Genomic DNA, 14,586 nt, shown 5'->3' with positions numbered 1-14,586 from the left:
AGTTTAACTATAATATCTCAAAATAACAAATTCAATCAATGCAGTAAAAAATATCATAATGCAACCAGGAATGATTTTCCTGTAAATTCCTGTCATATCTGCTTTAAAGTATTCCCTTGTAAGAATCAAACAAAGATGAAGAGGAGAAAGAAGTACTCCCACATATCCTGAGACAAAGGCAATGGAGATTTCGTAGGGTAAAGTTTCTTTTAAATGGATAAGCAGTGGGAAAGTACTTCCTACAAACCCTACACTCAGTCCTGTGATAAGTCCGATAAAAAGCGGTAGTGTTATGAAAACAACAAGATATGGAATCCCTGACTGTGTTATTGTAGTTGCAATTCCATCTACAGCACCTGATGCTTGAAGCATTTCCTTAAAAATAATTACTCCCGCTACGAGAATGAAAACATCTGCAGTAAAACCATACTTTATGATTGATAGAGTTTCTTTAATGGTTTTCTGGTGATAAATACACACTATTAAGAGGTTAGAAATGAGGGCTATGTAAAGCTCAATTTTAAAAAATATTACAGGTAAAAGAACCAAAACTATTGGAACAAAGCTCATTAAGCCTTTAAAAGAAGCGGGTTTATTTACTTTTTTCTCATTCTTTACACCGTGCATGCTTAATAAAAAACCAGCAATAAAGAGTATTACTGCAACTGGAAGATTTAAAATTATCAGTTTCCTTAATGAAACACCTGAAACCGCAGAAGCAAGAACTACTCCCGGATAAAGAGGTAAAATGAGTTCCCAAGGGTGTCTGTACCAGTAATTTATAAATGCCTTTTCTTCTTTTGGCATATTAATATTTTTCGTGGCTGAATCAACCATTGGTGCTGAAAGATAAGCTCCTCCAAGAGATGGTAACATTCCAATTATAAGAGGCATTGACAGAATTGAGAGTTTTTTGCTATTAAGCAGGGTCTGTGAGGTTTCTGTCATTTTTTGCATTAATCCTGTCTGTCTTAAAGCATACTCAAATGATTTAATTAAGGTGAGTGACAGAAAAAGATTTATAGAACTTGAGGAAGTAAGACCTTTGAAAATTATATATAGTAAACTTTTAAAATCAAAAGAATAAAAAACTAAAAATATCAAAGAACCAACTAAGAGAGCATATCCAACGCTTAGTTTTTTCCTGAGCAAGAAGAGAATAAAGAGAAAAATAAAAGAAACTTTGATGATATCAATCATCTTATTTTGTGAATTGCCTCACCAAAAAGGTCCTTAATTGCTTCACCAACGCACTCAGAAAGGGTAGGATGAGAATGAATTAAATCCTTTAAATCTCTTGCTTTTGCTTTGAGTTTTACAGCCATTGCAAGTTCATGGATAAGTTCAGAGGCATCTGCACCAGCTATATGAGCTCCAATGATAGCGTCAGATTCTTTATCTGCAATTACCTTAACAAATCCATCAATTTCTCCGATAATGTGAGCTTTGCCTGATGCTCTGAATGGGAAGATTCCTTTTTTAATATCAATTCCTTTTTTCACTGCCTCAGCTTCCTTTAATCCAACAGAGGCAACTTCTGTAACTGTATAAATTGTTGATGGTATTACGCTGTAGTCCATTTTTTCGCTGTATCCCATGGCATTTTTTGCAGCCACTTCTGCTTCTCTATATGCAACATGGGCGAGTAGCCACTGTCCGGTAACATCACCAGCTGCGAAAATATTTTCAATATTTGTTTGCATTTTCTCATCTACAATAATCTCTTTTTTACTGCCAAGCTTTACCTCTGAAGTCTGAATACACTCAGTATTAAAAGCTCTTCCTACAGAAACAAGAACAACTTGTGAGGATATACTTTTTGCATTAGAGAGGCTTATCTGAACTGAATTATCAATTTTTTTTAAATCCTCAATTTTTACTCCCGTATGAAACTCTATCTTTTTCTTTTTAAAAAGCTTTTCCACTTCTCTGGACACATCTTCATCTTCCATAGGTAACACTCTTGGCATCAGTTCCACCAGAGAAACTTTACTTCCGAGAAGATGAAATATCCATGCAAACTCACATCCTATAGCACCTGCACCGATGATTGTGATAGATTCAGGTATTTTTTTAAGTTTCCATAGGTCATCACTTGAAAGTATTTTTTCTCCATCAAAATTAAGCATTGGAAGCTCTCTGGGTCTTGAGCCTGTAGCAATAATTATCCTGTCTGCCTGAAGTTTTTCTCCTGTGCTTTTTAAAAAAACTGTTTTTGGATTAACTAACTCTGCTTCGGATTTGATAATTTTTACTCCTGCCTGTTTTAGCAGCATCATAAGTCCTTTTTTTTGTGTATCAACTACTTTATCCTTTTTTTCCATTAAAATCTGTAAATTCATAGAGGAAGAAGCATGTTTAAGATTGTGAATTACTGTTTTTGTGGGAATGCAGCCTTTGTTGAGGCATGTTCCACCAATTTCTTCTTTTTCAATAAGAAATACCTCTGCCCCCAGTCTTCTCATAACAAGGGCAGAGACATAACCGGCAGGTCCTCCTCCAACTATAATGGCTTTCATTATCTTTCTTCTTCAAGATAACTCTCATACTCTTCATAATCCATTAAATCTTCCAGTTCCTCAGTATTATCCATTTCAATTACAGCAATCCAGCCCTTTCCATAAGGGTCTTCATTAATAATTTCTGGATGATCAATTAATTCTTCATTTACTTCAACGATTGTGCCACTTACTGGAGCTATTACAGGAGAAGATGTTTTTGTTGACTCAATCTCTGCCATTTCAGTACCTGCTTCTACATGAGTATCAACCTCTGGAAGCTCAATATAAATAATGTCTCCAAGAGATTCCTGTGCATAATCTGTAATCCCAACTTTTACTTTTTTGCTTCTACCTGATAGTTTCACCCAGGTATGCTCTTTGTGAAATTTGTAGTTTTCTAAAGTCATTTTCCCTCCATTCAAAAAGTTTTTATTCTGATTATTTAATTTGACAGGAAATAATTTGTCAAGTTTATTTTATTCTCTTTATTTTTGCACCGAGTTGAATGAGCTTTTTATCAAGCTCTTCATAACCCCGGTCAAGGTGGTAGATTCTGTCAATAATGGTTTCTCCTTCAGCAATTAATCCTGCAATTACAAGTGAGGCTGAGGCTCTTAAATCAGTTGCCATTACAGGAGCGCCTTTAAGTTTTCTTACTCCTCTTACAGTGGCAGTATTGCCTTCTACTGTTATATCTGCTCCCATTCTTCTGAGTTCTGCCACATGCATGAACCTATTTTCAAAAATCGTTTCTTTTATGACACTGGTTCCATTTGCTACTGTCATCATTGCCATAAACTGTGCCTGCATATCAGTGGGAAATCCTGGATAAGGCATTGTTTTTATATCAACAGCTTCAGGTCTTTTTGGTCCGATTACTCTCAGACCATCCTTTGTTTGTTTGAAGCTTACTCCTGCATCCTTCATTTTAACCATTATAGCATCAATATGCTCAATTTTGCATCCTTTAAGTGTTATATCTCCTCCTGAGGCTCCAGCAATTGCAATAAATGTTCCTGTTTCTATTCTGTCAGGTATAATTTCGTATTCATGGGGAGGTTTAAGTTCGTTTACGCCTTCTATTAGTATAATGCTTGTTCCAGCACCTTCTATTTTAGCTCCCATGAGTATTAAATAATTGGCAAGGTCAACAATTTCTGGCTCTTTTGCAGCATTTTCAATAACTGTAGTGCCCTTTGCAAGTGTTGCAGCCATCATGAGATTTTCTGTTCCAGTTACTGTTGGAATATCAAAATATATTTTGGCTCCTTTAAGTCTTGATGCTTTAGCAATTATATAACCTTCTTCAAGGGATATCTTAGCTCCCATTTTTTCCAGCCCTGCTAAATGAAGATTTACAGGTCTTGCTCCAATTGCACATCCACCTGGCAAAGAAACCTTTGCCCTGCCAAATCTTGCTACAAGAGGTCCAAGCACCAGGATTGATGCTCGCATTGTTTTGACAAGCTCATATGAAGCTTCAAATTTATTTATTTTTGTCGTATTGATGCTACAGACATCGTTAAATTCAACTGCTCCTCCCATTCTTTTTATAAGTTCTGTCATAGTTAACACATCCTTTAGTCTTGGAATTTTTTTAAGTGTATGCACTCCTTGAGCAAGGAGAGAAGATGCCATGATTGGTAGAGCAGCATTTTTTGCTCCACTTATCGTTACTGTGCCTTTTAGTGGCATTCCACCAGAAATAAGTAACTTATCCATGTTAAATATATTAAACTAAAATAAGGGGGTAAGAAAATATGCTTACAATAGATGATGTAATTAAAAAAGTTTTACAGTATAGGCCCAAAGCCAATGTTGAGCTTATAAAAAAGGCTTATATTTTCTCAAGAGAAGCCCATTGTGCTCAGAAAAGAAAAGAGGGAATTCCTTACATATACCATCCTCTGGCTGTAGCAGATATACTTGCTCAGATGAAACTTGACTCTACCACAATTGCAGCGGGACTTCTTCATGATACAGTGGAAGATGCTGAAATGACAATTGATGATATAAGTGAAATTTTTAATCCTGATGTTGCTTTTTTGGTTGATGCTGTTACAAAGTTAAGTAAACTTCAGTTTTCCACTGTAGAGGAGGCTCAAGCAGAGAGTTTCAGAAAGATGTTCCTTGCTATGTCAAAGGATATAAGAGTGATTCTCATAAAGTTTGCTGATAGACTTCATAATATGAGAACCATTGAATTTCTTCCTGTAGAGAAACAAAAAAGAATAGCAAAAGAAACTCTTGAGATATATGCTCCCCTTGCAAACAGGCTGGGAATTGGCTGGATGCGAACGGAATTTGAAGATCTTTCATTTAAGGTCCTTTATCCTGAGGAATATGAAGAGCTTGTCAGAAAAGTGGCAAAAAGAAAAGAAGATCAGCAGGCATATATTGACAATGTTATAAAAATTCTTTCAGAGAAAATTAAAGCAATGAATATTCCCTTTAAGATATATGGAAGAGTAAAACACTACTTTGGAATATATCAGAAGATGATTAAACAAAAAATCTCTTTTGAGCAGGTCTATGATGTTATAGGAATAAGGATTATTACTGATACAGTCCCTCATTGTTATGATATTTTAGGCATTATTCATTCCCTGTGGACACTGATACCTGGAAGATTTAAAGATTTTATCAGTCTTCCAAAGTCTAATTATTATCAGTCCCTTCATACTACTGTGATTGGACCAGGAGGAGAAAGAGTGGAATTTCAGATTAGGACAGAGGAGATGGATATAATTGCTGAAGAAGGTATTGCTGCTCACTGGAGGTATAAAGAAAGAAAGGATTTAACTGAAAGAGAAGCAAAGCTGGTATCCTGGCTCAGGGATTTAATTAAAGAGATATCTGATCCAAAGGAGCTTCTTGATGCAGTAAAAGCCGAAGTTGTGCCTGATACAATCTATGTTTTTACGCCAAAAGGAGATGTGAAAGAACTTCCGGTTGGCTCAACACCAGTAGATTTTGCCTATGCAATACATTCCGAAGTAGGAGCTAAATGTGCAGGAGCAAAAGTCAACGGTAGAATAGTTCCACTTAACTATCAACTTCAAAGTGGAGATGTGGTTGAGATAATAACAAGCCCACATCAAAAACCAAGAAAAGATTGGTTACAATTTGTTGTTACTCAGAGAGCAAAAAACAGAATAAAGCATTTTCTCAGACAGGAAGAAAGACAACAGGGAATTGACATAGGTAAGCAGTTACTGGAAGCAGAGTTGCGTAAACAGGGAATTCAAACAGCGATCCTTAAAAATGAAAAAATTGAAGAAGTTTTAGAAGTTTTACAGGCTTTTTCTGTTCAGAGTCTTGAAGACTTGTATCTTCTTATAGGACACGGAAAAATATCTGTTCATCAGGTTGTAAATAGATTGTCTCCCGAGATTCCTCAAGAAGAATTTGTTATTGCAAAAAAAACCAGTAATAGAAAAGACCATAAACAGTTTATTTCTCTTAAAGGAGTAGATGAGGTGCTGTATCACATAGCAAAGTGTTGTATGCCTGTGCCTGGAGATGAGATAATAGGCTTTATTACAAGAGGAAAGGGTATTTCAGTGCACAGAAAAGATTGCATAAATGTTAAGCACATGCAGCCTGAAAGACTAATAGAGGTATTCTGGACAGCTGATGATACTTCAAAAGTTCAAACAAAAATTAGCATAGAATGCGTGGATAAGCCTGGTATTCTTGCCACACTTACAGGACTTTTGTCAGCAAATCAGGTTAATATAACTCAGGTAAAAGCCAACTCTACATCTGACAAAAGAGCTTTAATTGACTTTACTATTGAAGTAAAAGACAGAGCTCATCTGTCAGATATTATCAATAAAATATCACAGATCAGCGAAGTTTTATCAGTCAAAAGATAGCTCTATGGCACCTTTTCTTATTACTTTAGGGGGTTCAACTGTTGTATCCACAATTGTTGATGGTATTCCTAAAAGTTTCCCTCCATCAATGATAAGATCAATGGGTGCTTCTTTGAAATACTCAATTATAGTTTCAATGCGGTCTGCTGCAGGAAAACCTGATATATTTGCCGATGTTGCTGTAATAGGGAATGCAGATTCTTGAATTAATTTTAAAGCAAAAGACTCACCAGGCATCCTGACTGCCACTTTTCCATCTTTTGTTATCTCTTCCGGTAGATTTTTTTTAGCTGGTAAAAGCAAGGTCAGAGGACCGGGCCAGAACTTTTCAATTAGCTTTTGTGCTACTGAAGGTATAAATTCAGCAACCATCTCAAGATGATCTAAATTGACAATCAGAGGGAAACTTTTTTCTTCAGGTCTTTTCTTAATTTCAAAAATTTTTTTTAGACTTCTTTTGCTGTTATATTTTGCTCCTATTCCATAAAGAGTTTCGGTGGGATAGATTATTATCCCATTATTTTCAAGAATTTTAAGAACTTCTTTAATGTTTATTTCTTCAGTTGTCGTGAGTTTCATTTAATTGTTCAAGTAATGCTTTAAGTTTTTTGTGTTCTTCCTTTGAAATTTCTCTATCTTTAAAATATATCTTTTCGTATTCCTTAACAAATTTTTCCGCTTTAAGTTTCACTTCAGAATTCTCTATTTTAGAAACGAATTCTTCCAATCCCTCATACTTTTTTCTTTCAAATCCCTGTTTTTTCATTATAATAAAAAATCTGTTTAGCAGGTCTCTTTTTTTATTGAAATATTGATAGATTTTAAGAAAGCCATAAAGAATGCCTAAGCTCATTAGAATTAAAAAAATTTCTCTGGTAAATTTAATCTCTGGAGTTTTTAAGGATTTTGCTAATTTGAACTGAGCCTTTATATCATAATCAAGAACAATACTGTTCCAGAGATAATCAATTAGATTAAAAATAACAGACTCATGAGTTCTATAGATTTTCCCTGATGGATCAAATCTATGCCACTGTCCATCAATCCATGCCTCAACCCATAAATGAGCATCAGAGGCTCTTACTATGTAGTATCCTCCAAATTCATTATAAGTTCCTCCTTTAAATCCTCCCACGACTCTTGATGGAATATTCTTAATTCTCAACATTAAAGCCATAGCAGTTGCAAAGTATTCGCAGTTTCCTTTTTTCTTGTTGAATAAAAAATCTTCAACAGGATTGTCACCTGTTGGAAGGTCTTTCAAAGCGTATTGATAATTAGTTAAATATTTTAATATGCTTTCTGCTATTTCTCTTTTGTTTGATGCATGTGATGTAATTTTCTGTGTGAGATTTATAATTTTTTCTGAGACAATCTTAGGAATTTCAAGATAGGCAGATGAAACAGAGGCTTCTTTTAAATGATAATTCACAAAAGATGTGGCAGAGTATTTTATTGTTTTCTCAGGTGAAAATTTCATTCTGTAAACTCCTGGATACTCCTGTGAAATATCCTGTATATAAATTTTTAATGGATAATCCAGGACTGGAAGATACTGTTCTGTAAGTGGTTCTAAAGTCACAGTATAGTTTATTTTTTCTCCATAAATGTTAGCGCTATCTTTATCAGAAACTCTTTTGCGCCATCTTTTACCATCAAAGCTGTCAAAGGTAATTACTCTCCAGTAAAGTTCCTGAGATAATTTTTCCATTGTTACTCTCATTATTATTGTTTTGTCTTCTTCTATATCTCTTACAGAGCCAAGATTTACAGTGGAAGAAAATCCTGTTTTCGTTTTGCTGAAACCTATATCCATAAGAGGAACAGGCGTTCTTGGTAGAATTACAAAAAATAATGCACTTAAAGGAATTGAGATAACACAGATAAATATGGCAACTTTGAAAAGATTTATAATTTTCTCAAAATTTATAAAATCTTCCTTAACTTCTTTCATGTATGTAAGAAGCAAAATAGCAAAAATTGTGAAAACAAGCATCCCTAACACTCTTATGAGAAATATCCATGAAATATTAAAAAGTGAAGAACTTCCAAGTAAAAGTAGGGAAAGAAGGTAAATTTGAAAATACTCTCTTGAGCTTTTTTTGCTGAGAAATCTTATTGAAAGAATGAGTATGAGAGCCTCTATTGATGGCAAAAGAATATCCTCTAATGAAAAACTTAAAAAGGGCATGATAATTAAGCCAATTGATATGAAATTAAGTAGCCATATGGGTAAAAAAATTTTTTTGATATGTAAAAATACAGAAGCTAAAATTATCAAGAGAAATATGAAATTCACATAATTGGAAATGTATGAAAAGATAGCTGTAAAAGGTATCAGGGCAATCAGGATGCTAAGCACAAAGATAATGTTTTCAGTTTTACTTTGAGTTATAAACCGCAAGAGCATAAAGCATTCTCCTTAAGTGAGAATGTCCAGTTTCTGGAGGATAAAATTCATTGTTAAGTTTTAATCCTGCAGGATTTCCCATCTTTGTAAGTTCAATTAAAGCATAAGCTGTTTTACTGATTTTTTCTTCAATGTTACCTGAAAAATCGCTCAAATTCACAACTACAGGGTTTCCTGAAGGAGGAGAAAACTCTTTTGTTTTGAGAGAAGATGTCTTAGCTGTTGCTTTCCAGTGTATGTATTTTATAGGGTCACCATGAGTATAAGCTCTTACTCCGGTGACTTCACCCTCATATGACTTTCCTTTTGAAATAATTGAATCTACTTTTGCTTTACCCTCTGAAATTAAAAAGGATATATCACATTTTAATGGATATGGAAATACTGTAAATTCAAATTTTAATGGAAGAGTTCTTGTTCTTTTAAAGAAATAAAAGGGAAAGTATGATGAAACTATTATTTCTTTGATAGTGTGAATGCCCCTTTTAGAAAATGTTAAATTTACAATCAAATTTTTTTCTCCTTTAAGGTAAGAAATAATTTTTTCTTCATTAAAAACTTTAATTCTTAAAAGAAAAACTCCGAAAAAATACTTATTTTTTGCTCTTATTCTGAAACTTGCAGGTTTTAAGGCAAAGATATCCTCTGGAGGCAGTATTGAAATTTCAATATTTTTTAGATTAAAAAAAGAAACAATGCCACTCAAAGCCATAATACTCAGGAGAAAAGAGACTATCAAAAACAATAGATTGTTTCCTGTATTGACTGCTCCAAAACCTATCAAAAGTGTGATTGTAATGTATATCCAGCCAGTATTTGTAATTTTTACGGTGGAGTTGAAATACCTTGAAGGATTGATGATATCACCTCTTGTTTTAATGTTTCCTCTTCTTTAAGTATAATGCGATGGGGCACCACAAAAGGAATCATCTCTTTTACATCTTCAGGAATTACATAATCTCTTCCTTTAAAGTATGCATAGGCTTTTGCCGTAGTAGTAATTGCCAGAGCAGCTCTTGTAGAGATGCCTAAAAGAATTCGGCTATCTTGTCTTGTGGCATTGACAAAATCAATAATCCAGTTAATGATTTTTTCAGAAATGTAAATCTGTTTTATTTCATTTTGAATTTTTATTATTTCTTCTTTTTCAATAGCAGCAGTTAATCTGTACAAATTTTCTCTTGAACTTCCTTCTTTAAGAATCTGCTTTTCTGCCTCTCTGTCTGGATAACCTATGCTTATTTTCATCATAAATCTGTCAAGCTGGCTTTCAGGTAATGGAAATGTTCCATAAATCTCAACTGGATTCTGAGTGGCAATTACAAAAAAAGGTTTTGGAAGCTTGTATGTTTTTCCATCAACTGTGACCTGTTCCTCTGCCATTGCTTCTAAGAGAGCAGATTGGGTTTTTGGTGTTGCCCTGTTAATTTCATCTACAAGAACTATGTTATTAAATATAGGACCTGGTTTAAACTCAAACTCACCTGTATTTTTACTGTAAATTGAAAGTCCTGTAATGTCTGTTGGAAGAAGATCGTTGGTACATTGAATTCTACCAAAACTTAAATTTAAAACTTTTGAAAGAGCAATTGCTAAAGAGGTTTTACCAAGACCTGGAAAGTCTTCAATAAGAAGATGTCCTTTTGAAAATATGGCGATTAAAGAAAGAATAATCGCTTTTTCTTTACCCTGAAGGCAACTTTGAAGGCTTTCAAGAATCTGAAGAATTTTTTTATTCTTTATAATCATAAAGAGGGGGATTTAACCCCCTCTTTTATTTTAACCTTCCAGATAAACCTTTTCAACAGGTGGTGCTACCTGTTTTTTACGGGACATTACACCAGGAAGCCATACAGAAGGACCTGAAACTTTTACATTGAAGGCTTTTTCAATTTTTGCAGAATCTCCAACATAGTAAAGCTCTGTTCCTTCCTTTATGATGTCAGTTGCCATGAAAATAACCATGTCATAGCCTTTGCTGCTTTTGAGTTCATTAAGATACTTCACAAACTCATCCTTACGCTCATAAACTTCTTCAATGTCAACAACTTCTGTCTGTCCAATTCCCACTTTTTTGCCTTTGAAGTCATAGTCTTTAAAATCAACATGAACGACATCAGCTATTGGTTTCCCTTTTATGCTTGCCTTTGCTTTTTTGAGGTCAACTCCAAACTTTGTAATGTCAGAAATTCCTGCTACCTGGGCAAGTTCCTGAGCAATTTTTTTGTCTTCTTCAGTGGTTGTTGGAGATTTGAAGATAACTGTGTCAGAGAGAATTGCACTTAGAAGCAAACCAGCATATGTTTTGTTTGCTTTTACTTCATTAGGAAACATTTTTGCAATGACTGTTGCTGTGCTTCCCACAGGCTCAACATGAATAAATATTGGATCAGGATAATTAAAATTCATCTTGTGATGATCAATGATTGCAAGTATTTTTTCTGCACCATCAACTCTCTGACCAGGTTCATTGTGATCTACCAGTACCAGTGTTTTACCAGAAGCATTTTCAAGAACTTCAGGGGCTGATACTCCAAACTGCTTGAGAGCAAACTCTGTTTCTTCATTAATAGGTCCTGCTGTTGCTGCCTTGTAGCCTTTAATGCCTGCATAAACAATTGCTGAACACACTGTGTCTGTGTCAGGTGCCTTATGGCCAATTACATAAATATCACTCATACTTTTCCCTCCTGATAAAATTTTTTAAAATTGTAAAATTTTGACAATTTCATGGTTAAAATGTCAAGAATACAGTCATTAAATTTTAAAATAGAGTTATTAAAGCTTTTCAAGTAACTTTTTAACAGACAATTTAAGTTCCGGATGAACAAAATCAGGTGCTATTTCACTCAATGGTTTTAATACAAAATACCTTTCATGCATGAGAGGATGGGGAATGATGAGCTCCTCGCTTTTTAAAATAAGGTCATCATAGAAAATGATGTCAATGTCAATAATTCTTGGACCGTATTTTATTGAAGGTCTTCGCCCCATGTTACTTTCAATTTTTTTTAATAATTGAAGAAGTTCAAGAGGTTTGAGCTCAGTAAATGCTTCAACAGCCATATTTGCAAAATCTGGCTGATTTTTAAATCCCCATGGTTTTGTAATATAAATGGAAGATTTTTTATCAATAATCAATCCTGACTGCTCAAGCATAGTAATAGCCTGAAAACAGTTCTTTTCCTTTTCACCAATATTTGAGCCTATAGAAAGAAAAACCCTATGCATTAAAATTATTTTAATGGTAAAATAAAAAAAAACTCTATGGGAGGGCTTTATGCTAAAGGCAAAGGTAAAATGGGCAGGAGGGCTACAGTTTATAGGACAATCAGGCACAGGTCATGCAATTGTTATAGATGGAAGCCCGGACTATGGTGGTGAAAATACAGGAATGCGTCCTATGGAGCTTTTGCTTGTAGGGCTGGGAGGATGCAGTGGTATGGATATTGCTTCAATTCTTGCAAAGAAAAAGCAGGATGTAAGAGGTATAGAGATAAATGTTAAGGGCAAACAGCCTGATGAATACCCGAAGAGATTCACAGAAATAGAGATTGAGTTTATAGTGAAGGGTAAAAATCTATCAGAGGAAGCTGTAAAAAGAGCTGTCCAGCTTTCAATGGAAAAATACTGCTCTGTAAAGGCAACGCTTGAGCACTCAGCAAAGATAATTCATTCATATAAAATAGAAGAGGTTGATTAGCCTCTTGCATATTTGTAATAGGCTGCGCAGCTTCCTTCAGAGCTTACCATGCATGCTCCAACAGGATTCTGAGGTGTGCAGATTTTTCCAAATAAAGGACACTCAGGTGGAAGTTTCACTCCTCTAAGAACAAGACCACATTGACATCCTTTTGGTTCTTTTGACTGCAGTGGAGGAATATCAAAAACTTTTTCGGCATCTCTATGTGAGTATTCTTTCTTAAGTTTAAGACCACTCTTGGGAATTACTCCAATACCTCGCCAGTTACTATCAGCTTGTTCAAAATACATATTTATAAATTCAACTGCCTTTGGATTCCCTTCCGGTTTCACAGCATCTTTATACTGTATCTGTATTCTTGGCTCATCCTCTAAAATTTGTTTCAGCAACATGGCTATTGCCTGAAGAATATCATCAGCATCAAATCCTGTGATTACGCACGCTTTTTTGTATTTTGATACAATAAATTCATAGGGTTTACTCCCAATTATTGTGCTTACATGACCTGGAAGAATAAATCCATCAAGTTTGAGTTCCTCTGTATTAACCAGAACTTCAAGTGCTGGCGGAACTAATTTATGAACTGAATAAATGTAAAAGTTTTCAATTTTTTTGTCTTCTGCAACAGCAACTGTGGCTGCTATCAGAGGTGAGGTTGTTTCAAATCCTACTGCAAAAAATACTACTTTTTTATCTCTGTTTTGCTCTGCCACTTTTAATGCATCCAGTGGTGAATAAACCATTCTTACATCCACTCCTTCAGCTTTTGCTCTGTAAAGAGAACCATCACTTCCAGGAACTCTCATCATATCACCAAAGGTTGTAACAATTACATTGGGCTGTTTTGCAATATAGAGCATTCTGTCAATGTCTTGTATTGGAGTTACGCAAACAGGGCATCCAGGACCGCTCAGCAGTTTTATGTTAGAGGGTATAAGGCTTCTTATGCCGTGTCTAAAAATGGAGACAGTATGAGTTCCACAGACTTCCATTAGATTTATCTGTCTTTGGATTTTTTTTGATAGTTTTTCAATGGTTTCAACGAATTCTTTCAATTTATTCCTCCTTCCACGAATATCTTATCTGTTAAATTTTTAACAGCTTCAAAGCCTTGCAATTTAAAAATTTCCAGTATTTGTTTATGATTGTTCTTCCATCTGTTAAACTCTAAATTTCTTATTTCTTCAATTTTCTGCCAGTCATCTGATATCAGTGCTTTTTGTATCTGCAAAAAAACAGGCTTCAGTATCTTCTTTTGATAAGCACCTTGTGTAAGTATGTATAAACTGAGAAGCTCTTTATTCCTTTCAAGAACAGCTTTATAAACAGGACCTTTTTCTGAAAAGTCAGCAATAAAGTCTATAATTCCTCTTAAAATATGCTCTGTTTTTGAGTTATCACATTTTTTTATCATTTCATTCCAGCAAGATGAGTTCAACTGCTGTTCTGCTATTTCATGATAGAGCACTATTTTTGAATATGTATTAACAATTTTTTTAAACTCTTCAGAAGAGATTTGAGAGTCATGGAGAATTCCATATTTTAAAAAAAATTCATGACTGTTTTTCCCTCTCCAGCTCTGTAAATCTTCCCATAGCCTGTATTTTATGTCTGTTAATCTTATGAAAATAGTATCACCCACACTCATCCCGGGCGAAGAAAAGATATCTCTTACAATTTCTTTATCTATAAAATAAACATTGTATCCATCAATTTTTTCAAACCTGTAAATTGAGCCGACAAAAAAGCTCGGTTTCATAAATAAAGCAAAACCAGCTCCGTAAACAAAGCCATTATTCACAATAATGCTGTTTATTTCGTCAATATCAAAGGGTGAATAGGAGTTACCATTAATTTGAATTGGAACTAAGGTGGCATTTTCAAGCTTTTTCCAGACTGCTTCTTTTTTTTCAATCCACGGAAGTATCTCTTCATTGCTTATGCTATCCCAGGGTTCAAGTCCTCTTTCAATTTTGAAAAGCTCTCTAAGACGAAGTAGCAGTGTGCAGATTGAAAAATAACCCCAGTAATTGGCATCTGACACATCGCAATTATAACTTACTGTTTTAAAAAAATCTGGATTTAACATATTTT

14 protein-coding genes are annotated in these 14,586 nt (G+C 34.5%); 2 read left to right on the top strand and 12 right to left on the bottom strand.

Annotation, left to right across the window (positions count from 1 at the left end):
- Positions 1-3 precede the first annotated feature (3 nt).
- The 4 genes from V4D30_RS03335 to murA form a co-directional block, all read right to left on the bottom strand.
- A complete protein-coding gene (locus tag V4D30_RS03335; protein ID WP_353684832.1) occupies positions 4-1,200 on the bottom strand; it encodes a DUF401 family protein in 1,197 nt (398 codons plus the stop codon).
- Entirely contained in the window at positions 1,197-2,519 is a 1,323-nt protein-coding gene (gene lpdA / locus V4D30_RS03330; protein ID WP_353684831.1) for a dihydrolipoyl dehydrogenase, read from the bottom strand. Before lpdA ends, V4D30_RS03335 begins: the two co-directional genes overlap by 4 nt.
- Positions 2,519-2,908 (bottom strand): glycine cleavage system protein GcvH, encoded by a 390-nt coding sequence (gcvH, locus tag V4D30_RS03325; RefSeq protein WP_353684830.1) that lies wholly within the window; start codon positions 2,906-2,908, stop codon positions 2,519-2,521. The genes lpdA and gcvH overlap by 1 nt, the downstream gene beginning before the upstream one ends.
- A gap of 64 nt (positions 2,909-2,972) precedes the next feature.
- Entirely contained in the window at positions 2,973-4,223 is a 1,251-nt protein-coding gene (murA, locus tag V4D30_RS03320) for a UDP-N-acetylglucosamine 1-carboxyvinyltransferase (protein ID WP_353684829.1), read from the bottom strand.
- Positions 4,224-4,261: 38 nt separating this feature from the next.
- Here murA and V4D30_RS03315 point away from each other — a divergent pair, with 38 nt between their 5' ends.
- The gene (locus V4D30_RS03315; protein ID WP_353684828.1) at positions 4,262-6,379 is read left to right on the top strand and encodes a bifunctional (p)ppGpp synthetase/guanosine-3',5'-bis(diphosphate) 3'-pyrophosphohydrolase; all 2,118 of its coding nucleotides are present in this window, start codon (positions 4,262-4,264) and stop codon (positions 6,377-6,379) included.
- Here the strand turns inward: V4D30_RS03315 and V4D30_RS03310 are convergent.
- The 6 genes from V4D30_RS03310 to folK form a co-directional block, all read right to left on the bottom strand.
- Positions 6,365-6,958 carry an L-threonylcarbamoyladenylate synthase gene (locus V4D30_RS03310; RefSeq protein ID WP_353684827.1) on the bottom strand — a complete coding sequence of 198 codons (594 nt, stop codon included), beginning with the start codon at positions 6,956-6,958 and terminating at the stop codon, positions 6,365-6,367. The two genes, V4D30_RS03315 and V4D30_RS03310, sit on opposite strands and share 15 nt — an antisense overlap.
- Positions 6,939-8,789 (bottom strand): transglutaminaseTgpA domain-containing protein, encoded by a 1,851-nt coding sequence (locus V4D30_RS03305; protein WP_353684826.1) that lies wholly within the window; start codon positions 8,787-8,789, stop codon positions 6,939-6,941. Before V4D30_RS03305 ends, V4D30_RS03310 begins: the two co-directional genes overlap by 20 nt.
- Entirely contained in the window at positions 8,761-9,501 is a 741-nt protein-coding gene (locus tag V4D30_RS03300; protein WP_353684825.1) for a DUF58 domain-containing protein, read from the bottom strand. The genes V4D30_RS03305 and V4D30_RS03300 overlap by 29 nt, the downstream gene beginning before the upstream one ends.
- 113 nt (positions 9,502-9,614) lie before the next feature.
- Positions 9,615-10,538 carry a MoxR family ATPase gene (locus V4D30_RS03295; protein ID WP_353684824.1) on the bottom strand — a complete coding sequence of 308 codons (924 nt, stop codon included), beginning with the start codon at positions 10,536-10,538 and terminating at the stop codon, positions 9,615-9,617.
- 30 nt (positions 10,539-10,568) lie between these two features.
- Positions 10,569-11,468: a manganese-dependent inorganic pyrophosphatase gene (locus V4D30_RS03290; RefSeq protein WP_353684823.1), complete on the bottom strand. Its 900-nt coding sequence runs from the start codon at positions 11,466-11,468 to the stop codon at positions 10,569-10,571.
- Positions 11,469-11,567: 99 nt separating this feature from the next.
- A complete protein-coding gene (folK, locus tag V4D30_RS03285) occupies positions 11,568-12,020 on the bottom strand; it encodes a 2-amino-4-hydroxy-6-hydroxymethyldihydropteridine diphosphokinase (protein ID WP_353684822.1) in 453 nt (150 codons plus the stop codon).
- A 49-nt stretch (positions 12,021-12,069) separates the two neighbouring features.
- On the opposite strand from folK, the gene V4D30_RS03280 reads away from it, so the two are divergent.
- Positions 12,070-12,492 (top strand): OsmC family protein, encoded by a 423-nt coding sequence (locus tag V4D30_RS03280; protein WP_353684821.1) that lies wholly within the window; start codon positions 12,070-12,072, stop codon positions 12,490-12,492.
- Here the strand turns inward: V4D30_RS03280 and hypD are convergent.
- A complete protein-coding gene (hypD, locus tag V4D30_RS03275) occupies positions 12,489-13,547 on the bottom strand; it encodes a hydrogenase formation protein HypD (RefSeq protein ID WP_353684820.1) in 1,059 nt (352 codons plus the stop codon). The genes V4D30_RS03280 and hypD overlap by 4 nt on opposite strands.
- A complete protein-coding gene (locus V4D30_RS03270; protein ID WP_353684819.1) occupies positions 13,544-14,581 on the bottom strand; it encodes an Sfum_1244 family protein in 1,038 nt (345 codons plus the stop codon). Before V4D30_RS03270 ends, hypD begins: the two co-directional genes overlap by 4 nt.
- Positions 14,582-14,586: the final 5 nt, after the last annotated feature.

This window comes from Thermodesulfovibrio sp. 3907-1M (genome assembly GCF_040450955.1).
Lineage (GTDB): Bacteria > Nitrospirota > Thermodesulfovibrionia > Thermodesulfovibrionales > Thermodesulfovibrionaceae > Thermodesulfovibrio > Thermodesulfovibrio autotrophicus.
Note: the sequence above shows the minus strand (reverse complement) of the source record. Positions and strands in the feature narration are given on the sequence as shown.

What these genes read in the sequence shown, in the direction of transcription:
- V4D30_RS03335 (WP_353684832.1), bottom strand. Translation starts at nt 1,200, where the DNA reads ATGATTGATATCATCAAAGTTTCTTTTATTTTTCTCTTTATTCTCTTC.
- V4D30_RS03270 (WP_353684819.1), bottom strand. Translation starts at nt 14,581, where the DNA reads ATGTTAAATCCAGATTTTTTTAAAACAGTAAGTTATAATTGCGATGTG.
- V4D30_RS03280 (WP_353684821.1), top strand. Translation starts at nt 12,070, where the DNA reads ATGCTAAAGGCAAAGGTAAAATGGGCAGGAGGGCTACAGTTTATAGGA.
- V4D30_RS03290 (WP_353684823.1), bottom strand. Translation starts at nt 11,468, where the DNA reads ATGAGTGATATTTATGTAATTGGCCATAAGGCACCTGACACAGACACA.
- V4D30_RS03315 (WP_353684828.1), top strand. Translation starts at nt 4,262, where the DNA reads ATGCTTACAATAGATGATGTAATTAAAAAAGTTTTACAGTATAGGCCC.
- gcvH (WP_353684830.1), bottom strand. Translation starts at nt 2,908, where the DNA reads ATGACTTTAGAAAACTACAAATTTCACAAAGAGCATACCTGGGTGAAA.
- V4D30_RS03305 (WP_353684826.1), bottom strand. Translation starts at nt 8,789, where the DNA reads ATGCTCTTGCGGTTTATAACTCAAAGTAAAACTGAAAACATTATCTTT.
- V4D30_RS03310 (WP_353684827.1), bottom strand. Translation starts at nt 6,958, where the DNA reads ATGAAACTCACGACAACTGAAGAAATAAACATTAAAGAAGTTCTTAAA.
- folK (WP_353684822.1), bottom strand. Translation starts at nt 12,020, where the DNA reads ATGCATAGGGTTTTTCTTTCTATAGGCTCAAATATTGGTGAAAAGGAA.
- V4D30_RS03300 (WP_353684825.1), bottom strand. Translation starts at nt 9,501, where the DNA reads ATGGCTTTGAGTGGCATTGTTTCTTTTTTTAATCTAAAAAATATTGAA.
- lpdA (WP_353684831.1), bottom strand. Translation starts at nt 2,519, where the DNA reads ATGAAAGCCATTATAGTTGGAGGAGGACCTGCCGGTTATGTCTCTGCC.
- murA (WP_353684829.1), bottom strand. Translation starts at nt 4,223, where the DNA reads ATGGATAAGTTACTTATTTCTGGTGGAATGCCACTAAAAGGCACAGTA.
- V4D30_RS03295 (WP_353684824.1), bottom strand. Translation starts at nt 10,538, where the DNA reads ATGATTATAAAGAATAAAAAAATTCTTCAGATTCTTGAAAGCCTTCAA.